Genomic DNA, 22,898 nt, shown 5'->3' on the forward strand with positions numbered 1-22,898 from the left:
GTCAGCTCGCCTTTTTGGATTTCACTGGCGGGGCGACCATCTTCACCGAGGATTCCGCCAGGCCATGATGGCCCTCCATATCGACGATCAGATGCCAATGAGCTTGCTCGGGAACGACGATTTTGACCGGGGCCTTCTTGGCGACACCGCCGGCAAATTTGTAATCCAGCCCTTCCTTGAAACGCTGGAAATTGCTGGCGGTCATCAGTCGGACGTTGTTGATGGCATTCAACTGGACTTCCAGAATGGTGCCCGCCCGCAATTCCTTCAGATCGTAATGGGTGAACCGAAAGCTCGGTTTGGTCATGATGGGCCTCCTCCCGCACGAGGCATGATTGTGGTTATCGCGGCCGGTGCGCGAAGCGTGGTTGCATGTCGCTACGATCATTTCAAATCGTATAATCGATCCAAAAATCTCGAAAGAGCCGTGGCTTTTAAGTTCTGCTAAAATAAAACAGGATCATTAAGGAAATCCTAGATGAATGAGGTGGAACTTATCGGTTCGCCACTCGTTCGTGAGTGGGGCTGATGTGAGGGTTTCGAACCCCCCTATCGGAGCCGGATCGTCGGCCCCCAACCTCTGGTTACCCCGCCCAGGCTATGCCGGGCGGGGTTTTTCATAGCCTTTCAGGCAATTCCTGGAGGTTTGAAGCCCGCCGCTCACACTGCTTCTCTGTCGATATGGGAGGTTTTTTGTGTATCCGGCATCACGGCATAGACGATCAGCGAGACCGCGATACATCCCGACACATACCAGTAGAACCAGCTTTCATGGCCAGCCTGCTTGAACCATAATGCGACATATTCGGCAGTGCCACCGAAGATCGACACGGTGAGTGCATAGGGCAGGCCAACACCCAGCGCCCGAACCCCGGTTGGAAATAGTTCCGCCTTCACCACTGCGTTGATGGCAGTATAGCCTGATACGATCACCAGCGCCGCGATGATGATGAAAAAGGCTTCCAGCGCATTGGAAGCGGTGCTCAGCGTGGTTAGCAGCGGCACGGTGCAAAGCGTGCCGAGTACGCCGAAGGCGATCAAGATCGGTCTGCGGCCAATCTTGTCGGACAGCAATCCGACGAGGGGTTGAAGGCACATGTAGAAAAACAGCGCGCCTGCCGACACCAGTGTCGAATCGTCCTTGCTGAGATGCACGGTGTTCACAAGGAATTTCTGCATATAGGTCGTATAGGTGTAGAAGGCGACAGTACCGCCCAGGGTCAGGCCAATGACCGTGAAGACCTGCCGTGGATATTTCATCAGTTCGCGCAGTGGATTGGTCCGCACCTTTTCCGACGCCCGCTGGAATTGTTCGGTTTCGGCCATGTTGCGGCGTAAGAAGAGGGCGATAATCGCCAGTGCGCCGCCGATCACGAAGGGAATGCGCCAGCCCCAGGCCTCCAGCTCCTCACCCGTTAGCAGCAGCTTTTGCAGCAGCAACAAGACCAGAATGGCGCAAAGCTGTCCGCTGATCAGCGTCACATATTGGAAGCTCGAATAAAAGCCACGCCGCTCTTTCGTCGCCATTTCGGAAAGATAGGTGGCGCTGGTGCCGTATTCTCCGCCAAGGCTGAGGCCCTGCAACATGCGGGCCAGCATCAGGATGGCGGGGGCGGCATAACCGATCGTCGCAAAGCCCGGCGTGACCGCGATCAGCAGCGACCCGAAACACATCAGCAGGACCGAAAGCGTCAGCGCGGATTTACGCCCCTTGCTATCGGCATAGACCCCAAAAAACCAACCGCCGACAGGCCGCATGATAAAGCCGACGGCAAAGATACCAGCACTGTTGAGCAATTGCGCAGTCGGATCGCTATTGGGAAAAAAAGCGGGCGCGAAATACAGGGAAAAGGCCGAATAAACGTAAAAATCGTAATATTCGACCATATTGCCGATGGAGCCGCTGAAAATGGAGCGCAGTCGACGCGCCATATCACCGCTATTTTCGCCCGCTGGTGGTGCGCTTTGTCTCTCTGCCATATTGCTTCCTCACCTGTGCCGATTCTCTTCCCTATGGGGGGGTGCATGATTCGGGGTTCACCCGACATGCTATAGGTATTTGTTTTCGCATGTCTTTTCCCCGAACTGCTGCAGCCTTTCGGGAGGCATGTTTTAACAGGCAAAACCGTTGCATGGTCGGCTGGCATCTCGCAAGACGGGAATTCTACAAAATTTTGGTTGTCGTTGCGGTGTGGTTCCGTGCTGGAATTGCAGTTCCAGCTTTTCCTTTAATCGGTTCCGGTTTGAGGAATTATGCAGTACAGCGTCTCTGGCCCGAGCTCTTTGCCCGCGCTTTTGGGCCGTTGCTGTGCTGGCACGGCATAATTTGCGAACCGAATGGGGTTCTCGACGTTATGCCTCGTCAAGGCTCGCCGCGCTGCCGGTACATGACTGTTTCTGCTTTCATCCGTCACGGATAAGGCCTCTGTGACGGAGAAAAACATGCTGATTATCCTGCTGCTCAAGGGCGTGTTGCTCGGTATTGCCGTGGCCGCACCGATTGGGCCAATCGGCACGCTCTGTATCAACCGCACCATGGAGCGTGGTTTCTGGCATGGGGTGTCAGCCGGGCTTGGAGCTGCCATCGGCGACATGGTCTTCGCCATTGCTGCCGCAGCGGGCTTTGCCGCCATGCAGGATCTGCTGGCTGAAATATCACTGCCGCTAAAACTGGTCGGTGGCACGCTGATTTTGCTGATCGGTATCCGCATGCTTGCAGCGCGGCCACCGCGACCGGCAGCACAGATCAAGGCCAGCGATTTTATCCGCACCACCATGTCCACCTTCGGGCTGACGATTACCAATCCTGCGACAATCTTTGGTTTCGCAGCATTATTTGCAGGCGCGGGTCTCGCCGATACCGGCGAAGTCAGCCCGTTCTTTTTGGTTGCAGGGGTGTTTCTTGGGTCGCTGATCTGGTGGTTTGCGCTGTGCGGCGCTGTCGTCTGGCTGAAAAGCCGATTGCCGGACCATTTCACGATCTGGGTTCAACGCGGCTCCGCCGTGCTGCTGATCGGCTTCGGCCTGATTTCTCTCGGCCTTGCCGCCCGGCAATATTGGGGTGGGTGAGGGCGAGCATTTCCAGGAAAAGTGTGAAGCGGTTTTCCGTCTGGAAATGCGTAAAACAAAGAGCTAGTCGCGTTTGACGCTCATCAGCATGTCCCACATATCGGCGCCGGTCTCGAACACTTTCGCATTGGCAGCGAGACCGTTTTCGGCGCCGATCATGTCGGTGATCTCACGTAAGGGATCGACATTGGAGGTGTCTTGCGTCGCAGGCGCGTCCGTGGAGCGGGTTGTGGTTGCTGCAACGCCTGAGCCGCTGGCCGAAAGAGTGGTGTTCAGCCGTTGATATCCGGGCGTATCGGCATTGGCGATATTGCTGGCAATATTGGTCAGCCGCGTCTGCTGGGCCAACATACCTGATGTTGCACTGTTCAAAACACCGGAAATGCTCATCTGATCCGTCCTTGGCTTGGTATAACAAGGTGTAGCGGACACGGTTTACCGAAGGCTGAACAGTCAAGCTTAACAATAAGATAGCGGATGTCTCAAGCTGATACGGTTAGAACATCAAGCTCAGATCAGCCGCAGGCCTTTCAGGCTGGCATGGCCCTGTTTGCCGATGATCACATGGTCATGCACGGTGATGCCGAGAGGTTTGGCCGTGTCGATAATGGTTTTGGTCATCTCAATATCGGCGCGGGATGGTGTCGGATCACCACTTGGATGGTTATGCACAAGGATAATGGCCGTGGCGGATAATTCGAGCGCGCGTTTGACCACTTCCCGCGGATAGACGGGCGTGTGGTCAACCGTGCCACGGCCCTGCACTTCATCGGCGATCAGCGTATTGCGCTTGTCGAGAAACAGGATGCGGAACTGTTCAGTGGTTTCATAGGCCATGGCGGCGTGGCAATAATCGATCACGCTCGACCAGGAGGATAGGATCTGTTTGCCCTTCAACTCGCTTTTCAGCATCCGCTGCGCCGCCGATGAAATCAGCTTCAGATCAAGCGCCACGGCCTCGCCGACGCCTTTCACTTCCTGAAGCAGGGTGTGTTTTGCGCCAAATACGCCCGCAAGGCTGCCAAACCGGTCCAGCAGAGCCTTGGCAATCGGTTTGGTGTCACGCCGTGGGATCAGCCGGAACAACAGCAGTTCCAGCACTTCGTAATCGGCTAGCGCCTCATCGCCCTTTTCCTTGAACCGCAGGCGCAATCGCTCCCGGTGGCCATGGTAATGTTCAGACTGCTTGGCACTGGTGTCCGGCGCCTTTTTCATCGCCTTCGGCTTCTGGACCTGTTCGGCGAAAAAGCCGCGCTCGTCCTGCTCGTAATCGAAGCTCTCGTCCTGTTCCGGCAGGAAGGACGAGGAGGCGGTTTCGTCGACGTTAAAGCGCGGAGGCTTGTTCATTGCTCAGCCTTGCAAGGGAGGCAGGCCCGGACGGTCAAGCCCGGCAGGCGACAGTGTGAAGATTTCGCAGCCGGACGAGGTAACGCCGACGGTATGTTCATACTGCGCTGTCAACGACCGGTCGCGGGTCACCGCCGTCCAGCCATCGGCCAATACCTTCACATGCGGCTTGCCCAGATTGATCATCGGCTCGATGGTGAAGATCATGCCCTCGCGTATTTCCGGGCCTTCGTCGGGCCGGCCATAATGCAGGATATTTGGGCTGTCGTGAAACAGTTGGCCAACGCCGTGGCCGCAGAAATCACGCACCACGGAACAGCGCTGCGCCTCGGCAAAGCTTTGGATGGCTGCACCGATCGCGCCCGTGCGCGCTCCCGGCCTGACGGCCTCTATGCCACGCATCAGGCATTCATGGGTGACTTCGAGCAGACGTTCGGCGGCGCGCTTGATTTCGCCGACCGGATACATCCGGCTGGAATCGCCATGCCAGCCATCCACCACATAGGTCACGTCGATATTGACGATATCGCCTTCGCGCAACGGTTTTTCATCGGGAATACCGTGGCAGACAACATGGTTGATCGAGGTGCAGACCGAGTGCCGGTAGCCGCGATAATTCAGGGTTGCAGGCAGAACGCCGTTGTCCATGCCAAAATCGAAGACAAACCTGTCGATTTCATTGGTGGTAACGCCGGGCTTTACCATCGGGGCCAAGGCGTCCAGGCAGCGGGCTGTGACCTGGCAGGCCTTGCGCATCGCTTCGAACGCATCCGCGCCATAGAGACGGATCGCACCGGTGTTTTTAAGCGGCGCGGTTGCCGCGTCGATGTAATTTACCATTCCATTATCATCCCGCATTCAATTTCAGTTTTTTACATACCGCAGGCAAAGGTTGTTCGTCCATCACGATCCGCAGGCCATGATCAATTCTTAACCGCTTCCGGTCTGCTATACCCAGGTCATCTTCAATTGCAGTCAGTGGCTCCTTGCAGGAAGGCACGGGCCGCGCCACTGATGCGCCTCTCACGGTGGCGTAGGGCGGTGAAATGTCGAGCCGGAAGTGGGATCGGGGCAATCTGCAATGCGCCGCTTGCCACAAGCGCTTGCACTGCCGACCGAGACAGCGCGCTGGCGCAGCCGCCCGCTCCAAGCGCCGATAGAACCGCTTCATTGGATGGAAAGGTCAAGGCCACGGTCAGCGACGACGGTTCTATCTCCATCGCCTTCAATGCCTGCTCGAAATAGGCGCGCGTACCGGAACCATGCTCCCGCAAAATCCAGGGCGTGGCCAGAATCGCCGCTGGCATATCCACGGCTGGATCTGCCAGCGGATGGCCACATGGGACGACGATGACCATTTCGTCTTCTGCGACCACCAGGTGCGTCAATGTCTCCGAGGGTATTTCGGCCTCGACAAAGCCCAGTTCCGCTCTGCCCGTCTCGACGGCGTCAGCGACCGAGGCGGAATTGCCAATGGTCAGCGCCAGTTCGATATCCGGATGGAGGGCGTGAAACTGCATCATTTTGCGTGGCAGCCAATGGCTGGCCACCGTCTGGCTGGCATGGATGGTCAGCTTGCCCCGGCTCAACCCGCCGAGTTCGGCCAGAACCAATGCTGCATGATTCGCGGCATCAACCGTTGCGCGGGCCTCATCGATGAAGATCCGGCCTGCCTGGGTAAGTTCTATACCCCGTCCAACCCGGTCGAACAGCAGGACATCGTGATTGATCTCCAAGGCGCGGATAGCCGCGCTGACGGCAGACGGCGTCAGGCCGATTGCCTCTGCCGCCCGTGTGACATGCTGACGCTCGGCAACGGCAAGGAAAATGGTCAATTGCTCAAGTGTCACGGTGATCTCGATTGTGAAATAATTCTGCATGAACTGTAGTCAATTATGCGTTGGAGTAAAATGAATTTCCCATGCAAAACAGGCCAACCGATGGAAAGGTCTGAAAATGCGCCTGTTTCGCCCCGTTGTTTCGCTCGCGCCTGGGATTGCCCTGTCCAGTGCTGTCGCTTTGGGAGGCTATGCTCTCGCCTTTACGGTTCAGCGTGTCACAGGGCGGATGCCTGTGGATGCCCTGGTCTGGTGCATTTTACTCGGCACCTTGGTCAAAAGCCTGTTTATCCTGCCGCAGGTCGTGAACAAAGGCATTCACCTCTGCGCGAAAACCGTGCTGGAACTTGCCATTGTTCTTTTGGGCGCATCGGTCAGCATTAGTCAGATCGCCGGGAGCGGGTTCACCCTGATAGCCTGGGTCATTGCCGTGGTCTGTTGCGGCTTGGTCAGCAGTTATGTGATTGGGCGTGTTATCGGATTGCCGCATCCGCTGGCTTTGCTGGTTGCCTGCGGCAATTCCATTTGCGGAAATTCGGCGATCATGGCGGCAGCCCCGGTGATTGGCGCTGATGCCGACGAGGTGGCGTCGTCCATTGCCTTTACTGCGGTGCTTGGCATTCTTGTTGTGCTTCTGCTGCCGCTGGTGGCTTTTCAAGCCGGTTTGGACCCGCGCCACTACGGAATTCTGGCCGGCATGACGGTCTATGCCGTTCCGCAAGTGCTTGCGGCCACAGCGTCCTTCGGGCTGGTCAGCCTGCAGATCGGTACGCTGGTCAAGCTGATCCGGGTGATGATGCTGGGGCCAGTCCTGCTCGGACTGGGGATGAGTGCCAGAGGTATGGGAATGGGGTCCGGGCTTGAAAATGAGCGTAAGATCGGCTTTGCGCAACTGGCGCCCTGGTTTATCGTCGGCTTTCTGGCCTTGATGGTTGCGCGATCCATGGATGTCCCGCCGCATGGTCTGTTGGAGCCTTCGCAGCATCTGTCGGGATTTCTCACCACCCTGTCCATGGCGGCGCTTGGTCTCCAGGTCGATCTGCGCAGCCTGCTTGCGTCGGGGGGCAGGGTACTGGCGGCGGGCAGCCTCTCGATCCTCGCTCTGGGGGCGATTGCGCTGACGGCCATTCATTTCATGGTATAGTCAAATCATGATGTGGTTAAACGGTCAGGCGCACGGGAACGCCGCATGCCGGAATGATCCCTCTAGGTGTGATCGCGCATTTCACCGCATAGGCTTCGACGCCCTGGCTTATGGCGGCGGTGAAGGCCCGGCCATAGACGGGATCGAGATCGGCACAGATCGCCAGGGCATCGCAATCCTGCCGCTGGATCACATAGAGCATCGCCGCCCGCTTGCCTGCCGCCACCAGCTTGGCCATTTCGGTCAAATGTTTCGCGCCTCTCGTGGTGACGCTATCTGGAAATTCCGCCAGTCCTGTTTCACGGATGAAATGGACGTTCTTGACTTCGACATAGCAATCCGCTTTGCCGGAACCCGACAACAGAAGGTCGATCCGGGAGTTCTCGCCATAACGCTGCTCGGTGCGGATCTGCGGATAGTGTAAGAGATCGCTGACCAGACCGGCGCGGATCGCTTCGTGAGCCAGACGGTTGGGAAGGCTGGTATTGACACCGACCAAAGTGCCATCGGCTTCGATCAGCTCAAACCCATAGCGATACTTCCGGCCGGGCCTGTCGCTTTGTGACAGATAGATACGCGAACCGGGCGTAGTCAATCCGCGCATCGAGCCGGTATTGGCGCAAAATCCGGTGATGTCGCTGCCGTCTTCCAACACGGCGTCGAAGAGAAAGCGTTTGTAACGGCGCACCAAAGTGGCCGCGACCAATGGTGGATCGAAAGTCATGGGGTTTCTATCGTCCGGCCAATCTTAGACACGCTCCAGCACGTAAGCGCCCGGCGCATCCCCTATGGCATTCAGCGCCGTGCCGCCCGGTTTACGGGCCGCCACGCGGCGTTTGTCCAATCCTTCGATCCATTTCTGCCAATGCGGCCACCAGGAACCGGCGGTTTCCTCGGCACCGGCAACCCAATCCTCGAAGGTGCCCTCCGGCTTGCCATTGGTCCAGAACTGGTACTTACGCTTGTCGGGCGGATTGACCACACCGGCGATATGGCCGGACCCACTCATCACATAGGTGACGGGACCGCCAAAGCAGGCCGATCCGACAAACACCGATTTCGCCGGGGCAATATGGTCTTCCTTGGTGGCGAGATTGTAGATCGGGATTTTCACGTCCTTCAGCGACAGGGTCTTGCCATCCAACTGCATCTTGCCGCGCGCCAGATTGTTTTCCAGATAGCAATTGCGCAGATAAAACGAGTGATTGGCCGCCGCCATCCGGGTCGAATCGGCATTCCAGTACAAGAGATCGAAGGCGGTCGGGTCCTGACCCTTCAGGTAATTGTTGACGAAATAGGGCCAGATCAGCTCGGAGGAGCGCAGCATGTTGAAGGCGGACGCCATTTTCGAGCCGTCCAGATAGCCCTTCTGCCGCATCTTTTCTTCCAGCCCGCTCACCTGTTCCTCGTCCACGAAGACTTTCAGGTCGCCTGCATGGGTGAAATCCACCTGGGTGGTGAACAATGTGGCGCTGGCAATACGGCTATTGCCTTCCTTGGCATGCAACGCCATGGCGGCAGACAGCAGAGTGCCGCCAACGCAATAACCGATGGCATTGACCTTCTTTTCGCCAGTGGCTTTCTCAACGGTGTCGAGGGCAAAATCCACGCCTTCGCGAATATAGGACAGCCAGTCCTTGTCCGCATGGCGTTGATCGGGATTGACCCAGGAAATCACAAAGACGGTGTGGCCCTGGTCGACGCAATATTTGATGAAGCTCTTTTCGGGGTTGAGATCGAGAATATAGAATTTATTGATCCAGGGCGGGCAGATCAGCAGGGGCCGCTTCAGCACCTTGTCGGTGGCGGGTTCATATTGAATGACCTCGCAGACATCGCTCTGGGCGACGACCTTGCCCGGCGTCAGCGCCATATTGGTGCCCAGCGCGAATTTGCTGGTGTCGGTCTGGCGCATCCGCAATTCACCCTGACCGGCGGCCATGTCCTCGGCAAACATTTTCATGCCCTTGACCAGATTGGCGCCGCTGGTGGCGACCGTCTCGCGGTAAAGCTGCGGATTGGTCATGACGAAATTGACCGGCGACAGCGCCGCCGTCATCTGCCGGACGTAGAACAGCGCCTTATGGCGCGCATGCTCATCCATGCCTTGCGTATTTTCCACCAGTTTCTCAGCCCAGTCGGACAAGACCAGATAGGCCTGGCGCAAAAAATCGAAGAACGGATTGCGCTGCCAGTCGGCATCCGCGAATCGCTTGTCCTTGATCGGTTCGGGCGGTGGAGGTGTTTGGGCTGGCATGGAAAGGCGGCTCAGGCTCTTCATCCAGACGCCGAACAGGGAGGTCATCAGATGAGTCTGCGCCTCCAGGCTGCGCTGCGGATCGGTCATCCAGTATTCAGCCACACCTGACAGGGTCTTGACCAATTCGACGGCGGGTTCCGCCACAGGGTCGACAAGACCAGTCTTTTCACGCGGTGCGATCCAGGAGGAGGCCGCCTTGCCGAGGTTTTCAAGCGCCTTGGCAAGATTGACGGCCAGCGCTTCGGGGTCCTTGACGATATAGGGATCGATCAGGGAAGGGTCGAAACCCATTTGATTGAAACCGGCCTTTTCGGATTCAGAACCGTCAGCGTTGTTTGCTGTTTTGCTGGTTTTCGGCCCGGTGTCTTGGCTGGTTTCCGGCCCGCGTTCTGGCGCGTCGGACGCGGGACGGGATTGACCGGCGCGACCTTGGTCCTTCGATGCTGTGGTCAATGCCATCTCCCCTTGGCTCTTCTCTTTTTTATATTTGCCTATCCTGCCTGAAAATGACTACAAGTTCCAGACAGATGAAAGGTGTGGGTGTGGTTTGACTCACATGTTTTACAAGGTTTGCGCGTTTTGTCGCAGGTTATTCGCGTTTGCGTTGTGAAGAGCATCGTGAGAATAATCACACGGCTTGCGCTGCTGTTTTCCCGGTGCCGGGCGGATTTGGTTGGGTTTGAATATGGTTTCGATCGTCTCTTTGGTTGGGCAGTCTTCGTGTATGAAGCCGGCTCTGCGCCTGGCAAAAGCCGGTGTGGTTGGATCTGGCGTTGCCTGCCTGCTTGCGCTTGCGGGCTGCAATAGCACGCCCGCTGCGCAGTCTGCGGTGCGCCCGGGCCATGTTGACGTGACAGTGACCGACAAGACCGATCCAGCCGCTGCGGCTTATACCACGCCGGATGGTTATCCGGATTTTTCACGGCCCTTGACAGCGGCCAATGTGCAGATGAGCAATGACGAGGCGAAGGACATGGGTAAGCGCCTGTCTTCGCTCTCTTATCTGCGCAAGACCGGGCAGATCAGCCAGGCCGAATACGAGCGCCGCGTCGAGGAAATGCGCAAGCTCGCCAAGACCAACGGACAGGTTCAGGGTCAATAGAGCCAGCCGTACCGCCCGTCTGTAAATAGCCCTTGCCTTGCAGGGCATTTGGCCGCAAAGCAAAGGCAATGTGACAGTTGCATTCTGCCGTGTCGAATGCGCCCCGGAACCGATGACCGGGAGAGACAGGGTAGGGGCGATTGGCCAAAATCTACCGCGAATCATTGCAATTTGCGGTATTGTCACGGCACCCCGATTTGCCAGATCCGTTTTCGGGGATGCTGCATTGGAAAACGGATCGTCCGCAAGGCGGGGAGCCTGCGGTTCAACGAGGTCTGAGATGGAAGAGTTTCACAAAGTTCGGCGTCTGCCGCCCTATGTTTTCGAACAGGTCAACCGTTTGAAGGCAAGCGCGCGAGCCGGTGGCGCTGATATCATCGATCTCGGCATGGGCAATCCCGATCTTCCGACCCCGCAGAACATTGTCGACAAGCTGTGTGAGGCCGTTCAGGACCCGCGCACCCATCGCTATTCCTCGTCCAAGGGCATTCCGGGGCTGCGCCGGGCGCAGGCCGCCTATTATGCCCGCCGTTTCAATGTGAAGCTCAACCCCGAAACTCAGGTTGTCGCGACGCTGGGATCGAAGGAAGGCTTTGCCAATATGGCGCAGGCGATCACTGCGCCAGGCGACGTGATCCTTTGCCCCGATCCGACTTACCCGATTCATGCCTTTGGCTTCCTGATGACCGGCGGTGTGATTCGCTCCATCCCGGTCGAGCCGGATGAAACCTTTTTCCCGCCGCTGGAGCGTGCGGTGCGCCACTCTATTCCGAAGCCTCTGGCGCTGATTATCAATTATCCGTCCAATCCGACGGCGCGCGTCGCCTCGCTGGATTTCTACAAGGACGTGATCGCCTTTGCCAAAAAGCATGAATTGATCGTGCTGTCGGATCTCGCCTATTCGGAGATCTATTTCGATGGCAACCCGCCGCCATCGGTGTTGGAAGTGCCTGGAGCCATGGATGTCGCGGTGGAATTCACCTCGATGTCGAAAACCTTCTCCATGCCCGGTTGGCGCATGGGCTTTGCCGTGGGCAATGAACGGCTGATCAGTGCCCTGGCCCGTGTGAAATCCTACCTGGATTACGGTGCGTTCACGCCGATCCAGGTGGCCGCTACCCATGCGCTGAATGGCGATGGCACGGATGTTGCTGAAGTGCGCAATATCTACAAGCGCCGCCGTGACGTGCTGGTCGAAAGCTTCGGCAAGGCCGGTTTCGAGGTGCCGCCACCGGCGGCAACGATGTTTGCCTGGGCAAAAATTCCCGAAAAATTCCGCCATCTCGGTTCGCTGGAATTTTCCAAGCTGCTGGTGGAAAAGGCCGATATGGCTGTTGCGCCGGGCATTGGCTTTGGTGAGCAGGGTGATGATTACGTCCGCATCGCGCTGGTCGAAAACGAGCACCGCATCCGCCAGGCCGCCCGCAATCTGAAGCGGTTCCTGTCGACAGCGGACGACACCCTGCACAATGTCGTATCGCTCAACGCTCACCGTTGAGTTTTTATCGGAGCGGCCCATTCGTGGCCGCTCTTTTCCGAATATTGAAAAGCATATCAGGATTGTCTCATGGCTGATGCCCTTAAGATCGGCATTGCGGGTCTCGGAACCGTTGGTGCGTCACTGGCGCGTATTTTGCAAACCCGCACCCAAGCGCTTACCGTCGCCTGCGGTCGGCCCATTGCCATTTCTGCGGTCTCGGCGCGCGACAAGACCCGCGATCGCGGCGTCGATCTTGCCGGTATCGCCTGGTTCGACAGCCCGGTCGAGATGGCTGAAAAGGCCGATATCGATGTGTTCGTCGAGCTGATCGGCGGTGCGGAAGGACCAGCCGAACACTCCGTTCGCGCGGCCCTTGGTCGTGGCGTGCATGTGGTGACTGCAAACAAGGCGCTGCTGGCCCGCCATGGTGTGGAACTGGCCAAGCTGGCGGAAGAAAAGGGCCTTTTGATCAATTATGAAGCTGCTGTCGCGGGCGGCATTCCGGTTATCAAGACGCTGCGTGAATCGCTGACCGGCAATGATTTTTCGCGGATCTACGGCATCATGAACGGCACCTGCAATTACATCCTGACCCGGATGGAAAAGGAGGGCTTGAGCTTTGCCGATTGCCTGGCGGAAGCCCAGCGCTTAGGCTATGCCGAGGCCGATCCGACCTTCGATATCGAGGGCAATGATACGGCCCATAAGCTGTCGATCCTGACAACGCTGGCCTTCGGCAGCCAAATTGCTGCCGACGAGATCTATCTCGAAGGCATCAGCAATATTTCCATCGATGATATCCACGCCGCGCGCGATCTCGGCTACCGAATCAAGCTGCTCGGCGTGGCGCAAAAGACCGCCACCGGTATCGAACAGCGCGTCCATCCGACCATGGTGCCGCTCGACTCGGTGATTGCCCAGGTCGATGGCGTGACGAATGCGGTTGCGCTGGAATCCGATATTCTCGGCGAATTGCTGATGGTCGGCCCCGGCGCCGGTGGCAATGCCACGGCATCCGCCGTGCTGGGTGACATTACCGATATCGCCAAAAGCCGTCCCGGCGCGCAGATGGTTCCGGTTCTGGGCCGCCCGGCGCATCTGCTCGAGCCCTATGTCCAGGCCGAGATGACCCGGCATGAAGGCGGCTACTTTATCCGCCTGACCGTGGTCGATCGCACCGGCGTTTTCGCTAGCATTGCGACGCAGATGGCGGAAAATAACATTTCACTCGAATCGATTGTCCAGCACTCGCAGACATCGTCTGACGCCGATCAGACCAAGACGATTATCCTCGTTACCCATGCCACACTGGAAAAATCCGTGCGCCAGGCCGTTGCCGCCATCAAGGAGGAAGGCTATTTGCTGGGCGAACCGCAAGTGATCCGCATCGAGCGGCCGAAAACAGCTTAGCTCCAGACCGTGGAGCGGCGATAACCGAGTTGCTTCCTCTATGCTTGAACCCGCCGACCCGATCGAACGCGCCTTTTTGAATGTCGAGACCTCGGTCAGCGGTCAGCGCTGGGTGTCTCGGCTGGATCAGGCTGGGTTGAACCGATCACTGGCGATTGCGCAGGTGCATGGCATTCCCGATCTGGTGGCGCGTGTTCTGGCCGGGCGGGGCGTGGCGGTTGCCGATGCGCAAGCCTTTCTCGATCCGACCATCCGCGACCTGATGCCCGACCCTTCCAGCCTGACCGATGGTGACAAGGCCGCGGACCGGCTGGTGGCGGCAATCATGCGCTCTGAGCGCGTGGCGATTTTTGGCGATTATGATGTCGATGGGGCTGCGTCGTCGGCGCTGTTGTGGCGGTTTCTCGCGCATTTCGGTATTGAGGCCGAAATCTATATTCCCGACCGAATTTTCGAAGGTTATGGCCCGAATGCCGTTGCCATCGGCCAATTGATCGAGCGCGGCGCGCAATTGATCGTCACGGTGGATTGCGGCTCGACCAGCCATGAGGCCCTTGAGGAGGCCAGACGCAGAGGCGTTGATGTGGTGGTGATCGACCATCACCAGATGGGCCAGGATTTGCCCGCCTGTCTGGCATTGGTCAATCCCAACAGGAGCGACGATCTGTCAGGACAGGGCCATCTCTGCGCAGCGGGCGTGGTGTTCATGGTGCTGGTGGGAACGCTGCGCAAGCTGCGTGAGGCTGGTCACGGTGCTGCACGCTCGCTCGATCTGCTGGCCTGGCTTGATCTGGTGGCGCTGGCGACGGTCTGCGATGTCGTGCCGTTGAAAGGGTTGAACCGCGCCTATGTGGTGAAAGGCTTGATTGCCGCCCGTCACCAGCAGAATGCCGGTCTTGCAGCCCTTCTGAAGATCGCCGGGATTGGCGGTCCGGTGACGCCCTATCATTTCGGTTTTCTGGTTGGGCCACGAATCAATGCCGGTGGCCGGATCGGCGATGCGGCGCTGGGCAGCCGGTTGCTGACGCTGGACGACGCTGCCGAGGCCGATGAAATCGCCGCCCAACTGGATGATCTGAACCGCCAACGTCAGGCGATGGAAGCGCAGATGCTGGCCGAGGCCGAAGCCGAGGCCATGGCGGAATATGGCACCGGCGAGAATGCCGCTGTGATTCTCACAGCCCGGGAAGGCTGGCATCCCGGCATTGTCGGGCTGCTGGCGGCCCGTCTTAAAGAGCGGTTCCAACGGCCTGCCTTTGCCATTGCCTTCGATGGATCAGGCAAGGGGACAGGCTCCGGCCGGTCCATTGCCGGTTTCGACATGGGAAAGATGGTGCGTGCGGCGGTGGACAATGGCCTGCTGGTCAAGGGCGGCGGCCACGCGATGGCCGCAGGGCTGACGGTAGAGCGTGGCAATCTCGGCAAGTTGCGGGCGTTTTTTGATGAACAGGCGCAGGAAAAGGTCATGGCGCTTTCCGCCATCAGGGCCTTGAAGATCGATGGTGCGGTTGGCGCATCCGGTGCGACGCTTGCGTTGATCGACCTCCTGGAAACCGCCGGACCCTATGGTTCCGGCCATTCTCAGCCGATCTTCGCCATCCCGGCCCACCGCATTCGCGATTCTCGGCTGATTGGCACCAGCCACGTTAAGGTCACGCTGGAAGCGCCAGATGGCAGCCGAATCGACGGCATTGCCTTTCGCGCCAAGGAAACACCGCTCGGCGATCTTCTGCTCGGACGCCGAGGCGACGCCGTGCATGTCGCCGGCTGCCTTGGGGCAGAACTCTGGCAAGGCACGCGTCGTATCCAGATCCGTATTCTGGATGCAGCGCCAGCGTTTTGAGCGCGGCGAACAACAGTACGCCAGCGCGGTTCGATTAAGCTGAGAACGCAAAGATCACTCTGAGCTTGGCAACGATATAAACATCAATATCGGGAAGGGTCAGTGGCACGCCCTAGGGGAGTCGAACCCCTCTTTTCAGAATGAAAATCTGACGTCCTAACCGATAGACGAAGGGCGCGTGCTGTGGGGCTGCTTATAGGCAGACGGATGATTCATGGCAAGCGAAAAAATGAGCTTTTTCCGTAGGCTCAGTGATTTTTTTCATGCGATCTATCAGCTGACTGACCTAAGGTCGCACAGTCTTTTCCGCTCCAATAAGCAGGATGCATAAACAAATTTTTCGGGGAAACGCAGTGGCACGCCCTAGGGGAGTCGAACCCCTCTTTTCAGAATGAAAATCTGACGTCCTAACCGATAGACGAAGGGCGCGTGTTGCGTGCGGCTCTCTTAGTGCGAACCGACTGGAGCTGCAAGCGAATTTTTCAGCTTCGCGGCCAAATTTTCTTCGTCCTGTGGAGAACAGTGAATGTAGCATCTCCGATGCGTTGAACAGTGCAGGGTTTTAATCAGCACATTCAAACGTTATCTCGGAAACGATTTTTATTTAGCAAATAGTCTGGGGAAGGATGCAGTGGCACGCCCTAGGGGAGTCGAACCCCTCTTTTCAGAATGAAAATCTGACGTCCTAACCGATAGACGAAGGGCGCGTGCTGTGGCGCCCTTATAATCACGTGTTTGGAGGCTGGCAAGCACTGAAATCCAAAATTTTACGGAAAAATGACAGCCTGAAAAACGAGCTAGTCAGCCCGTCATTTGCGTATTTTGGCAAGGAATTTCTTAATGAAACTGTCCTTCGTCATGCCCTGAGCCCCAGGCGCGCCCTCGATTTTTTCCATTTCGGTAACGCCAGCCGAACTGGCCATGCCGGGTGCTGCGGTCGGCAGGCTCGTCTGCAACTGGGCTGGCACCGGTGACATCTGCTGTTGCGGCATCGTCGCCTGTTGCGCCTTTGGCGCCGTACGAACCTTCTTCGGATTTGGTGCGAGACCTGCGAGAATTTCCGCTTTTGAGGCCGGGCGTTGCTTGACAACTTCAGGGGCCGGGGTAGGGGCGACCACAGGCTCTATCAGTTGATTGGCCTGCATCTGAGGCTGTGTTTGTGACTGTTCGATCGGCTTTTGTACGCTGTAAACGCTGTTTACCGTGGCCTGGAACGGACGAACAGGCATGTTCGGCGGCACAATGCTATTGGCCGGGCTACTGGCCGATGCAGCACCGTCATCTGATGGATGGGGTGCGGAATAGAGCCCGGATGAGCTTTGCGATGCGGCCTGCTCCGGCTTGGACTGGTTCATCGCCACGACCTGTTCGGCTGACGGCCCGGAGGAGAGATTGGCGCTGCCATTAGTTGCGGTAGTGCCAGACACCGTTATTGGCTTGCGATGCCCAGTATTGACGAGGGGATCGCGGTATAGGCCACCCTTATTGGGTTGCAGCGAAACATTGGCTGGATGCGCAGCCGTTTCCACGACATCCGCGTCGCCAATCGCGCCTTGTTCAACGACGGGAGGTGGGGTTTTCGTGGTCGCGCAGCCCGCCAGCAGGGCAAGGCCGAAAACGGCGGCAATGCTTGTAGACGCTGGGCTTCTTGACGCTGGCTTGCCATTAGCACCCTTCGAAAGCCTAGGATTGGCAGTCCAAGGCTTTTGCCCGAACAGACGGTTTGGGGACATCATGTCGCTCTCCTTGACGAGACCGCCCGGACCTGTCGATGGCGGGCAGTGTCTATGGTTGGAGCGATCGTGACACAATGAGCTTGCGTCAGGCATGATGCCGCCGCGATCACGGCGGCATCGCAGATGAGTGTGTCGCACGGAAAGACGTGCGGCGGGTCAGACTACCATGCGCCGGTATTGGGCATGGAAAGCCAAGGCTCTGCCGGCGCTAGTGCGCCGTTTTTCTGGAGGATTTCGATGGAAATACCGTCTGGAGAGCGCACGAACGCCATATGGCCATCGCGGGGCGGGCGGTTGATCGTCACGCCATTATCCATCAGCTTCTGGCAAATGGCGTAGATGTCATCCACTTCATAGGCAAGATGGCCGAAATTGCGCCCACCGGCATAGTCTTCCGCATCCCAATTATAGGTCAGTTCGAGGCATGGGGCCATGTCCTGGCTGGCTTTGGCCTTGTCTTTGTCGGCGGCAAGGAAAATCAGCGTGAAACGGCCCTTTTCATTGTCGATCCGGCGAACTTCGCTCATGCCGAACAAGTCGCAATAGAATTTCAGGGAAGCATCGACATCCTTGACCCTGACCATTGTGTGAAGATAGCGCATTTTGAAATTCTCCCTGTTGCATGCCGCATATGTCGCCTGCGGGCGACGGCTTCAAGCATTGTCATGGCCGCGCCTGAAAAAAATGACATCATGAGAGAAAATGACCGGCCCAAAGAAAATTGACTGAATAGATAAAGGGGAAAGAGGGAAATCTGCACTCGTCAGTTTCGAACAAGCTCCAGGCGCGAAAAAGCAGATGCGAATAACTGAAACTAGGGCTTGCGCAACAGTATTAACAAAATGTTAATCTAGCCTTCGGGAATCAGTAAGCGTTATCCATGTTTGGCGTGTCGAGGGGCGGTTTAGAGATGGCGGATAGAATTTCAGCGAAAGAGTTCGTGGAATTCAGCGGGCTCTCGGAAGAGCCCCTGGATCTTGTCGAGATCACCGGTGTGGTGAAATGGTTCGACGTTGCCAAGGGTTTTGGCTTTATCGTACCGGATAATGGCATGCAGGACGTCTTGCTGCATGTAACCTGCCTGCGCCGGGACGGTTACCAGACCATCCTGGAAGGAACCCGGATCGTCGCGCTGATCCATAAGCGCGATCGGGGCTATCAGGCCTTCCGTGTTCTGTCGATGGACCAATCGACGGCAACGCATCCGTCACAAATGCCGCCTGTGCGGACCCACGTTCAGGTGACGCCATCGAGTGGGTTGGAGCGTGTTCTGGTCAAATGGTTCAATCGCACCAAAGGCTTCGGCTTCCTGACGCGGGGCGAGGGCACCGAGGACATTTTCGTTCACATGGAAACGCTGCGTCGATTCGGCTTGACAGAATTGCGGCCCGGACAGACAGTGCTGGTACGCTTCGGCAATGGCGACAAAGGCCTGATGGCGGCAGAAATTCACCCGGATAACCCTGCGCCGCATGTTATGGCGCATTGATTGTCCCGTATTGTGAGTGATGGGAATGCTGGTTTTTTCTAGAAGCGCCTTTTGGGCGCTTTTTTTCTATATTGCACTCACGCTATCCCCGGCTCTGGCTGAGCAATTTCTCAAAGGGCCAGCTGTCATTCAGACACCGACCGGTCAGCAGCTTCGTCTGAAGATGGAATACGCGATCTCCGTTGCACAACGCGAGCAGGGCCTGATGGGCCGTACCAAGCTTGGCCCGAATGATGGCATGGTTTTCGATTTTGGCGACAGCCGCAATGTGGTGATGTGGATGAAAAACACGCCTTTACCGCTGGATATGCTGTTTATTGATGAAAAAGGCGTGGTGACCGGTGTTGCGGCGCGTACAAAACCCTATTCCGAGGACTTGATACCTTCGCCGGGTCCGGTTCGCTATGTGATTGAACTGAACGGTGGGCGGGCACAGGCGCTGGGGATCGGTCCCGGCAGCATGGTAATACAGGGAATTGCACCCCCTCCATAACGTTGCGAACAAAATCATCGAAAAGACGGTTTTTTTTGAGTTTTTCCTGTTGCGATTAAAGAGTGAACCGTGTATCTCCCCATCATTCGGCGGTCACGGAGTGTAGCGCAGTCTGGTAGCGCATCTGGTTTGGGACCAGAGGGTCGGGAGTTCGAATCTCTCCACTCCGACCATTCTTCCGGCGAATCCTTTCGCTGGAAAATGACGGCGAGGAAGGGAAGAGATATAGTCTCTTCGTTTTCATGAGGAATCGGAATTATGTCCGCTAAGATTTACCGTCCTGCAAAAACAGCCATGCAATCCGGAAAAGCAAAGACCCATCTATGGGTTCTTGAATTCGATGCATCCGAACCTCGGACGATCGACCCGATGATGGGCTATACAAGCTCCGGCGACATGCTCCAGCAGGTGAAGTTGACGTTTGAAACGCAGGAATTGGCCGAAGCCTACGCTCAGCGCAATGGAATCGATTACCGCGTCATCCAGCCAAAGGAACCACGCCGCCAGTCGGTTTCCTACACAGACAATTTCCGCTTCAGCCGCCTCCAGCCCTGGACGCATTAATCCCATCTGCTGCTGCCTCTGGCCCGTGATACGGGCCAACACCGGCCCCTTAGCTCAGCTGGATAGAGCACCTGCCTTCTAAGCAGGTTGTCGCAGGTTCGAGTCCTGCAGGGGTCGCCAATAATTTCAAGTAGTTACGCGAATGTCGATTGAAGCGGTTTGGAGAAATTTCCAAACGGTTTGGAGCTTTGTTCATTTTTCATTCGCTTCGAGCTTTAAAATCACCACGTCACCTTGCTCCAGATCATCGGCCAGATAGTGCGTTTCGAGCACGCTATGAATGTCCTTCGTGGTGTGGCCGGAGGCTTTGGCGATATCCTCTATCGAGGCGCCAGCTCGCCGGGCCATGGTGATGAAGGTTCCGCGTAGATCGTGGAATGTCAGGCCGGTTATGCCGGCCTTTTTTGCTGCCTTTCCCCATGATGTCTTGAAGCCGCTGCTGGTCCATGTCCGGCCGCGCTGGTTGGTCAGGATCGTCAACGACTGGACTTTGCGGGCTTCGTTTTCTGCCTTCAGCCTGTCCAGCATTTTGCCAAGGGTACCGGAAACGAGAATGGCAACGCGCCGACCAGTCTTGCCTTGTTTGAGGCGGATGTGTTTCCCATCGTAGGCGGACCATTGCAGTTTCAATAGGTCGCCCTGGCGTTGACCGGTCCAAATTGCCAGCAGCAAGGCATCGGCCAGCTGGCGGGACGCGACGGCACGGAAACGGGACAGATCCGGCGGGGTCCAAATGATTTCCCGGCGCGTGCCAGATTCGGCAAGCCGACCGGCATTTGTGCAGGGGTTGCGTTTCAGCTTTTCCATATGCACGCCGAACGCCATAATCCGTTGCAGAATGGACCATGCGATATCAGCGGCGCGAGGGGTCGTGGCCATCGTGTCGCGCCATTCGAGAAAGACGGCGCGCGAGCCGGTTGCCTCGACGGCGCGGATGTCCATATCGCCGAACTCTATTTCTATGTTTTTTAGATAAGGAAGATAGGTGCTGCGGGTAGAGGGTTTCAGCCTCGGCAGCTCCATACGTTTATACAGTGAGATCACATAGGCCAGCGTGTCGGCATCCGGAGCGGATCTATCGCGGGTCGCCTGTCGGAATTCTTCTGCAAACGCTGGTGTGCCATACTTCTCTTTAAGGCGCGGGCCGCCTTTCCAGGCATAGTAATAGTCCCGTTTGCTGCCGTCAGCGAGAAGTTTGCTTGTTTTGTGCAGTCCCTTCAGCTCGACGCGCATCCCGTTTCCTTTTCCATGCTTCAAGAGCGTCTTCCGGTTCCGACTTCGGCACTATGCCGGAAAGTCTGTCGATATCCCTGTCAAGCGCAACCTTGTCCCATCGGTGTGTCCCTGGCAATGGGCCGGGAATTCTGCCATCCCGTACCCAAGCGTTGAACTGGGCGGGGGACAGGTTGCAATATTGTGCAGCTTGGGTTTGGGTTAGCAGCCGTGGTTCCCTCATCCGGTTGCCTCCCTTCGTGGTCCCATGGTTTCCGCATTCATCAGATGCGCCGCCAGATTCGTCCCGGCGTGACATACGCCGGCGACGGTGATTTCACAGTTTTCTATGGTGAATAAAGCGCGGCATTTATATTTGACGACTGCCCATCCTTTGACTGTGTCGATATCCTGCGGGATACTGTCGGCGCCGCAGCATTGCAGCGGATTGGTGTCCATGACGCTGTACTGGGTAATTGGATAACCGCCCTCTTCCGGCGCGCCATTCAATTGGTGGACCCGCGCAAGGTCAGCGTTGTCATATGCACGCAAACTTTGCCGACACGCGGTGCAACCGTGTTTTGCACAGAATCCTTGACGCAGAAGGATGGGCCCGGAAAAGGGGGGCGGGCGGCTCATGAACGATTTAAAGCCATGACGATGAGAGCTTGAAGTATTCGGGGCCATTTCGGATAGTCAACTGCAGGTGTACCCCCCAAATGGGACGCATGTTGTGATCGGGGCAGGGGTGATTGTCGGTCTTTTAGTGCCGCCGTCGCTATTTCGTATGCTCTCTCAATATCTGATGTGTTGTAATCATTTTTACCGGTTTTCAGCCACGCTTCCGAGCACTCAAGCGCCAGAGCCAAGTGTTGTAGCGCTTTCCTGCTCAGCACAGCATTTGGGCGATCTAACATCACCCGCAAATAATTTCTGTCTAGGCCAGCGGCCAGCGAAGCGTTTTTTTCCGTCAGCCCAAACTCTGCAATTCGGGCTCTTATTCTGGCTTGCACCGGATTTTCGTTGGTAGAATTATCGACCAACATAGAAGCATCCAGCAAGTGCACGTGCGCCTGTTGCTTGTGCTCCAATTGTGATCTCTGAAGAGGAAAAAACAGATCAACGTTGTCGCCCACCTTTGCGCCGCTCATTGAGGCGTATTGAGAACGGTGGCTTTTCTGTGGATGTTGAACCGTAGCGCGAAACTGGATAACATTTTTAATATTGGCAACTTCACCGCCGCTATTTCCTGCCTTTGGTAAGATGGGTTGACTAGGGCAGGCGGGGTTTCGCGGACAGGTCGCGTTGATCTTCCGGACTCTGTCGAATGGGCTTTTCTCCTCCTTTTTGCTCCTCTCGCGGCGGCTTTTGTTTGCGCGCGGTGCTGCGTTATTGCTGGACTGATGTTCCCCTTCGGTTGCAAGGCTTTCCTGCTGGGGCAGGGGTTTCGCGTTTTCGGCAGGAGACGTTGTTTTAGTCATGTTGGCCTCGAAAATAAGTAAGTCTAATGTTGTTTCCTATTTCTTTTGCAGTTTTAACTGCCGGCCCGATTCAGTTCACGAATATAAAATCGGAAAATATATCCTTGACTTTTGATGAGGAATTCTTCGCATCCCCTGTGGGATGAAGTGCTATGTGCGGGATGCCGAGCGGCAGTCTCTTACCAATTTCATCGGTAAAGTTTCACTAGGCAGGAAAGCGCCGCAAGCGGATGACCTGTTGGGTCAATCGTCCGCGGCGGCTGTTTCCGTCAACCATATCCCAGGCTTCCAGTATGAGGACTTCCAGCCGTATTCCTTCGCGGCGACGATATTTACTTCGTATCATTGATAAAAACGATTTGACTGTGCTCAACAGAGGTGCGTTCGGTTCCGAGCGCTAAGATCTCTCGGGCTGGCTTTCAGTAGCCCG

General features: G+C 56.8%; 22 protein-coding genes and 5 tRNA genes. 11 read left to right on the top strand and 16 right to left on the bottom strand.

Annotation, left to right across the window (positions count from 1 at the left end):
* Position 1: 1 nt before the first annotated feature.
* Together AVI_RS08830 and AVI_RS08835 are read right to left on the bottom strand one after the other, a co-directional pair.
* Positions 2-307 (bottom strand): DUF1883 domain-containing protein, encoded by a 306-nt coding sequence (locus AVI_RS08830; RefSeq protein WP_015916040.1) that lies wholly within the window; start codon positions 305-307, stop codon positions 2-4.
* Positions 308-660: 353 nt separating this feature from the next.
* The gene (locus AVI_RS08835) at positions 661-1,980 is read right to left on the bottom strand and encodes an MFS transporter (RefSeq protein ID WP_015916041.1); all 1,320 of its coding nucleotides are present in this window, start codon (positions 1,978-1,980) and stop codon (positions 661-663) included.
* Positions 1,981-2,442: 462 nt separating this feature from the next.
* Between AVI_RS08835 and AVI_RS08845 the strand changes: the two genes are divergently transcribed.
* Positions 2,443-3,069, top strand: coding sequence for a LysE family translocator (locus AVI_RS08845; RefSeq protein WP_015916042.1), 627 nt, complete (start codon positions 2,443-2,445; stop codon positions 3,067-3,069).
* A gap of 63 nt (positions 3,070-3,132) precedes the next feature.
* On the opposite strand, the gene AVI_RS08850 is transcribed toward AVI_RS08845, so the two are convergent.
* From AVI_RS08850 to AVI_RS08865, 4 genes are all read right to left on the bottom strand, one after another.
* On the bottom strand, positions 3,133-3,459 hold the full coding sequence (locus tag AVI_RS08850) for a flagellar basal body rod protein FlgC (protein WP_015916043.1): 327 nt from the start codon (positions 3,457-3,459) through the stop codon (positions 3,133-3,135).
* Positions 3,460-3,579: 120 nt separating this feature from the next.
* A complete protein-coding gene (gene radC / locus AVI_RS08855) occupies positions 3,580-4,416 on the bottom strand; it encodes a RadC family protein (RefSeq protein ID WP_015916044.1) in 837 nt (278 codons plus the stop codon).
* 3 nt (positions 4,417-4,419) lie between these two features.
* Complete coding sequence (gene map / locus AVI_RS08860) at positions 4,420-5,256, bottom strand: type I methionyl aminopeptidase (RefSeq protein ID WP_015916045.1); 837 nt, start codon at positions 5,254-5,256, stop codon at positions 4,420-4,422.
* A 125-nt stretch (positions 5,257-5,381) separates the two neighbouring features.
* The gene (locus AVI_RS08865; protein WP_156582734.1) at positions 5,382-6,296 is read right to left on the bottom strand and encodes a LysR family transcriptional regulator; all 915 of its coding nucleotides are present in this window, start codon (positions 6,294-6,296) and stop codon (positions 5,382-5,384) included.
* Between the two features lie 70 nt (positions 6,297-6,366).
* Between AVI_RS08865 and AVI_RS08870 the strand changes: the two genes are divergently transcribed.
* Positions 6,367-7,398: a YeiH family protein gene (locus AVI_RS08870; RefSeq protein WP_417883619.1), complete on the top strand. Its 1,032-nt coding sequence runs from the start codon at positions 6,367-6,369 to the stop codon at positions 7,396-7,398.
* Between the two features lie 16 nt (positions 7,399-7,414).
* On the opposite strand, the gene sfsA is transcribed toward AVI_RS08870, so the two are convergent.
* Together sfsA and AVI_RS08880 are read right to left on the bottom strand one after the other, a co-directional pair.
* Positions 7,415-8,122 (bottom strand): DNA/RNA nuclease SfsA, encoded by a 708-nt coding sequence (gene sfsA, locus AVI_RS08875; protein WP_015916048.1) that lies wholly within the window; start codon positions 8,120-8,122, stop codon positions 7,415-7,417.
* Positions 8,123-8,146: 24 nt separating this feature from the next.
* Positions 8,147-9,949, bottom strand: a complete 1,803-nt coding sequence (locus AVI_RS08880) for a PHA/PHB synthase family protein (protein ID WP_041697958.1) — start codon at positions 9,947-9,949, stop codon at positions 8,147-8,149.
* Positions 9,950-10,382: 433 nt separating this feature from the next.
* On the opposite strand from AVI_RS08880, the gene AVI_RS29025 reads away from it, so the two are divergent.
* The 4 genes from AVI_RS29025 to recJ all read left to right on the top strand — a co-directional run bounded on the left by AVI_RS29025 (position 10,383) and on the right by recJ (position 15,493).
* Positions 10,383-10,760 carry a hypothetical protein gene (locus AVI_RS29025; protein WP_049777171.1) on the top strand — a complete coding sequence of 126 codons (378 nt, stop codon included), beginning with the start codon at positions 10,383-10,385 and terminating at the stop codon, positions 10,758-10,760.
* A 280-nt stretch (positions 10,761-11,040) separates the two neighbouring features.
* Positions 11,041-12,258 carry an LL-diaminopimelate aminotransferase gene (locus AVI_RS08890; RefSeq protein ID WP_015916051.1) on the top strand — a complete coding sequence of 406 codons (1,218 nt, stop codon included), beginning with the start codon at positions 11,041-11,043 and terminating at the stop codon, positions 12,256-12,258.
* A gap of 69 nt (positions 12,259-12,327) precedes the next feature.
* Positions 12,328-13,650, top strand: a complete 1,323-nt coding sequence (locus AVI_RS08895) for a homoserine dehydrogenase (protein ID WP_015916052.1) — start codon at positions 12,328-12,330, stop codon at positions 13,648-13,650.
* A 40-nt stretch (positions 13,651-13,690) separates the two neighbouring features.
* The gene (gene recJ / locus AVI_RS08900) at positions 13,691-15,493 is read left to right on the top strand and encodes a single-stranded-DNA-specific exonuclease RecJ (protein ID WP_015916053.1); all 1,803 of its coding nucleotides are present in this window, start codon (positions 13,691-13,693) and stop codon (positions 15,491-15,493) included.
* A gap of 103 nt (positions 15,494-15,596) precedes the next feature.
* Here recJ and AVI_RS08905 read toward each other — a convergent pair.
* From AVI_RS08905 to gloA, 5 genes are all read right to left on the bottom strand, one after another.
* A tRNA-Glu gene (locus AVI_RS08905) sits at positions 15,597-15,671 on the bottom strand.
* Between the two features lie 176 nt (positions 15,672-15,847).
* A tRNA-Glu gene (locus tag AVI_RS08910) sits at positions 15,848-15,922 on the bottom strand.
* Between the two features lie 203 nt (positions 15,923-16,125).
* Positions 16,126-16,200 (bottom strand) — tRNA-Glu (locus AVI_RS08915).
* A 102-nt stretch (positions 16,201-16,302) separates the two neighbouring features.
* Positions 16,303-17,229, bottom strand: coding sequence for a hypothetical protein (locus tag AVI_RS08920; RefSeq protein ID WP_015916054.1), 927 nt, complete (start codon positions 17,227-17,229; stop codon positions 16,303-16,305).
* Between the two features lie 161 nt (positions 17,230-17,390).
* Entirely contained in the window at positions 17,391-17,831 is a 441-nt protein-coding gene (gene gloA, locus AVI_RS08925) for a lactoylglutathione lyase (protein WP_015916055.1), read from the bottom strand.
* A 308-nt stretch (positions 17,832-18,139) separates the two neighbouring features.
* Between gloA and AVI_RS08930 the strand changes: the two genes are divergently transcribed.
* The 5 genes from AVI_RS08930 to AVI_RS08950 all read left to right on the top strand — a co-directional run bounded on the left by AVI_RS08930 (position 18,140) and on the right by AVI_RS08950 (position 19,895).
* Complete coding sequence (locus AVI_RS08930; protein WP_015916056.1) at positions 18,140-18,718, top strand: cold-shock protein; 579 nt, start codon at positions 18,140-18,142, stop codon at positions 18,716-18,718.
* A 25-nt stretch (positions 18,719-18,743) separates the two neighbouring features.
* Positions 18,744-19,211, top strand: a complete 468-nt coding sequence (locus AVI_RS08935) for a DUF192 domain-containing protein (protein ID WP_015916057.1) — start codon at positions 18,744-18,746, stop codon at positions 19,209-19,211.
* Between the two features lie 96 nt (positions 19,212-19,307).
* Positions 19,308-19,384, top strand: a tRNA-Pro gene (locus AVI_RS08940).
* Positions 19,385-19,469: 85 nt separating this feature from the next.
* On the top strand, positions 19,470-19,775 hold the full coding sequence (locus tag AVI_RS08945; RefSeq protein WP_015916058.1) for an ETC complex I subunit: 306 nt from the start codon (positions 19,470-19,472) through the stop codon (positions 19,773-19,775).
* Positions 19,776-19,818: 43 nt separating this feature from the next.
* Positions 19,819-19,895, top strand: a tRNA-Arg gene (locus AVI_RS08950).
* Between the two features lie 72 nt (positions 19,896-19,967).
* Here the strand turns inward: AVI_RS08950 and AVI_RS08955 are convergent.
* The 3 genes from AVI_RS08955 to AVI_RS08965 form a co-directional block, all read right to left on the bottom strand.
* Positions 19,968-21,008, bottom strand: coding sequence for a site-specific integrase (locus AVI_RS08955; protein WP_015916059.1), 1,041 nt, complete (start codon positions 21,006-21,008; stop codon positions 19,968-19,970).
* A 219-nt stretch (positions 21,009-21,227) separates the two neighbouring features.
* Positions 21,228-21,497: a hypothetical protein gene (locus tag AVI_RS08960; RefSeq protein WP_139192391.1), complete on the bottom strand. Its 270-nt coding sequence runs from the start codon at positions 21,495-21,497 to the stop codon at positions 21,228-21,230.
* Positions 21,498-21,622: 125 nt separating this feature from the next.
* Positions 21,623-22,468, bottom strand: coding sequence for a hypothetical protein (locus AVI_RS08965; protein ID WP_041696596.1), 846 nt, complete (start codon positions 22,466-22,468; stop codon positions 21,623-21,625).
* Positions 22,469-22,898: the final 430 nt, after the last annotated feature.

This window comes from Allorhizobium ampelinum S4, assembly GCF_000016285.1.
GTDB classification, from domain to species: domain Bacteria; phylum Pseudomonadota; class Alphaproteobacteria; order Rhizobiales; family Rhizobiaceae; genus Allorhizobium; species Allorhizobium ampelinum.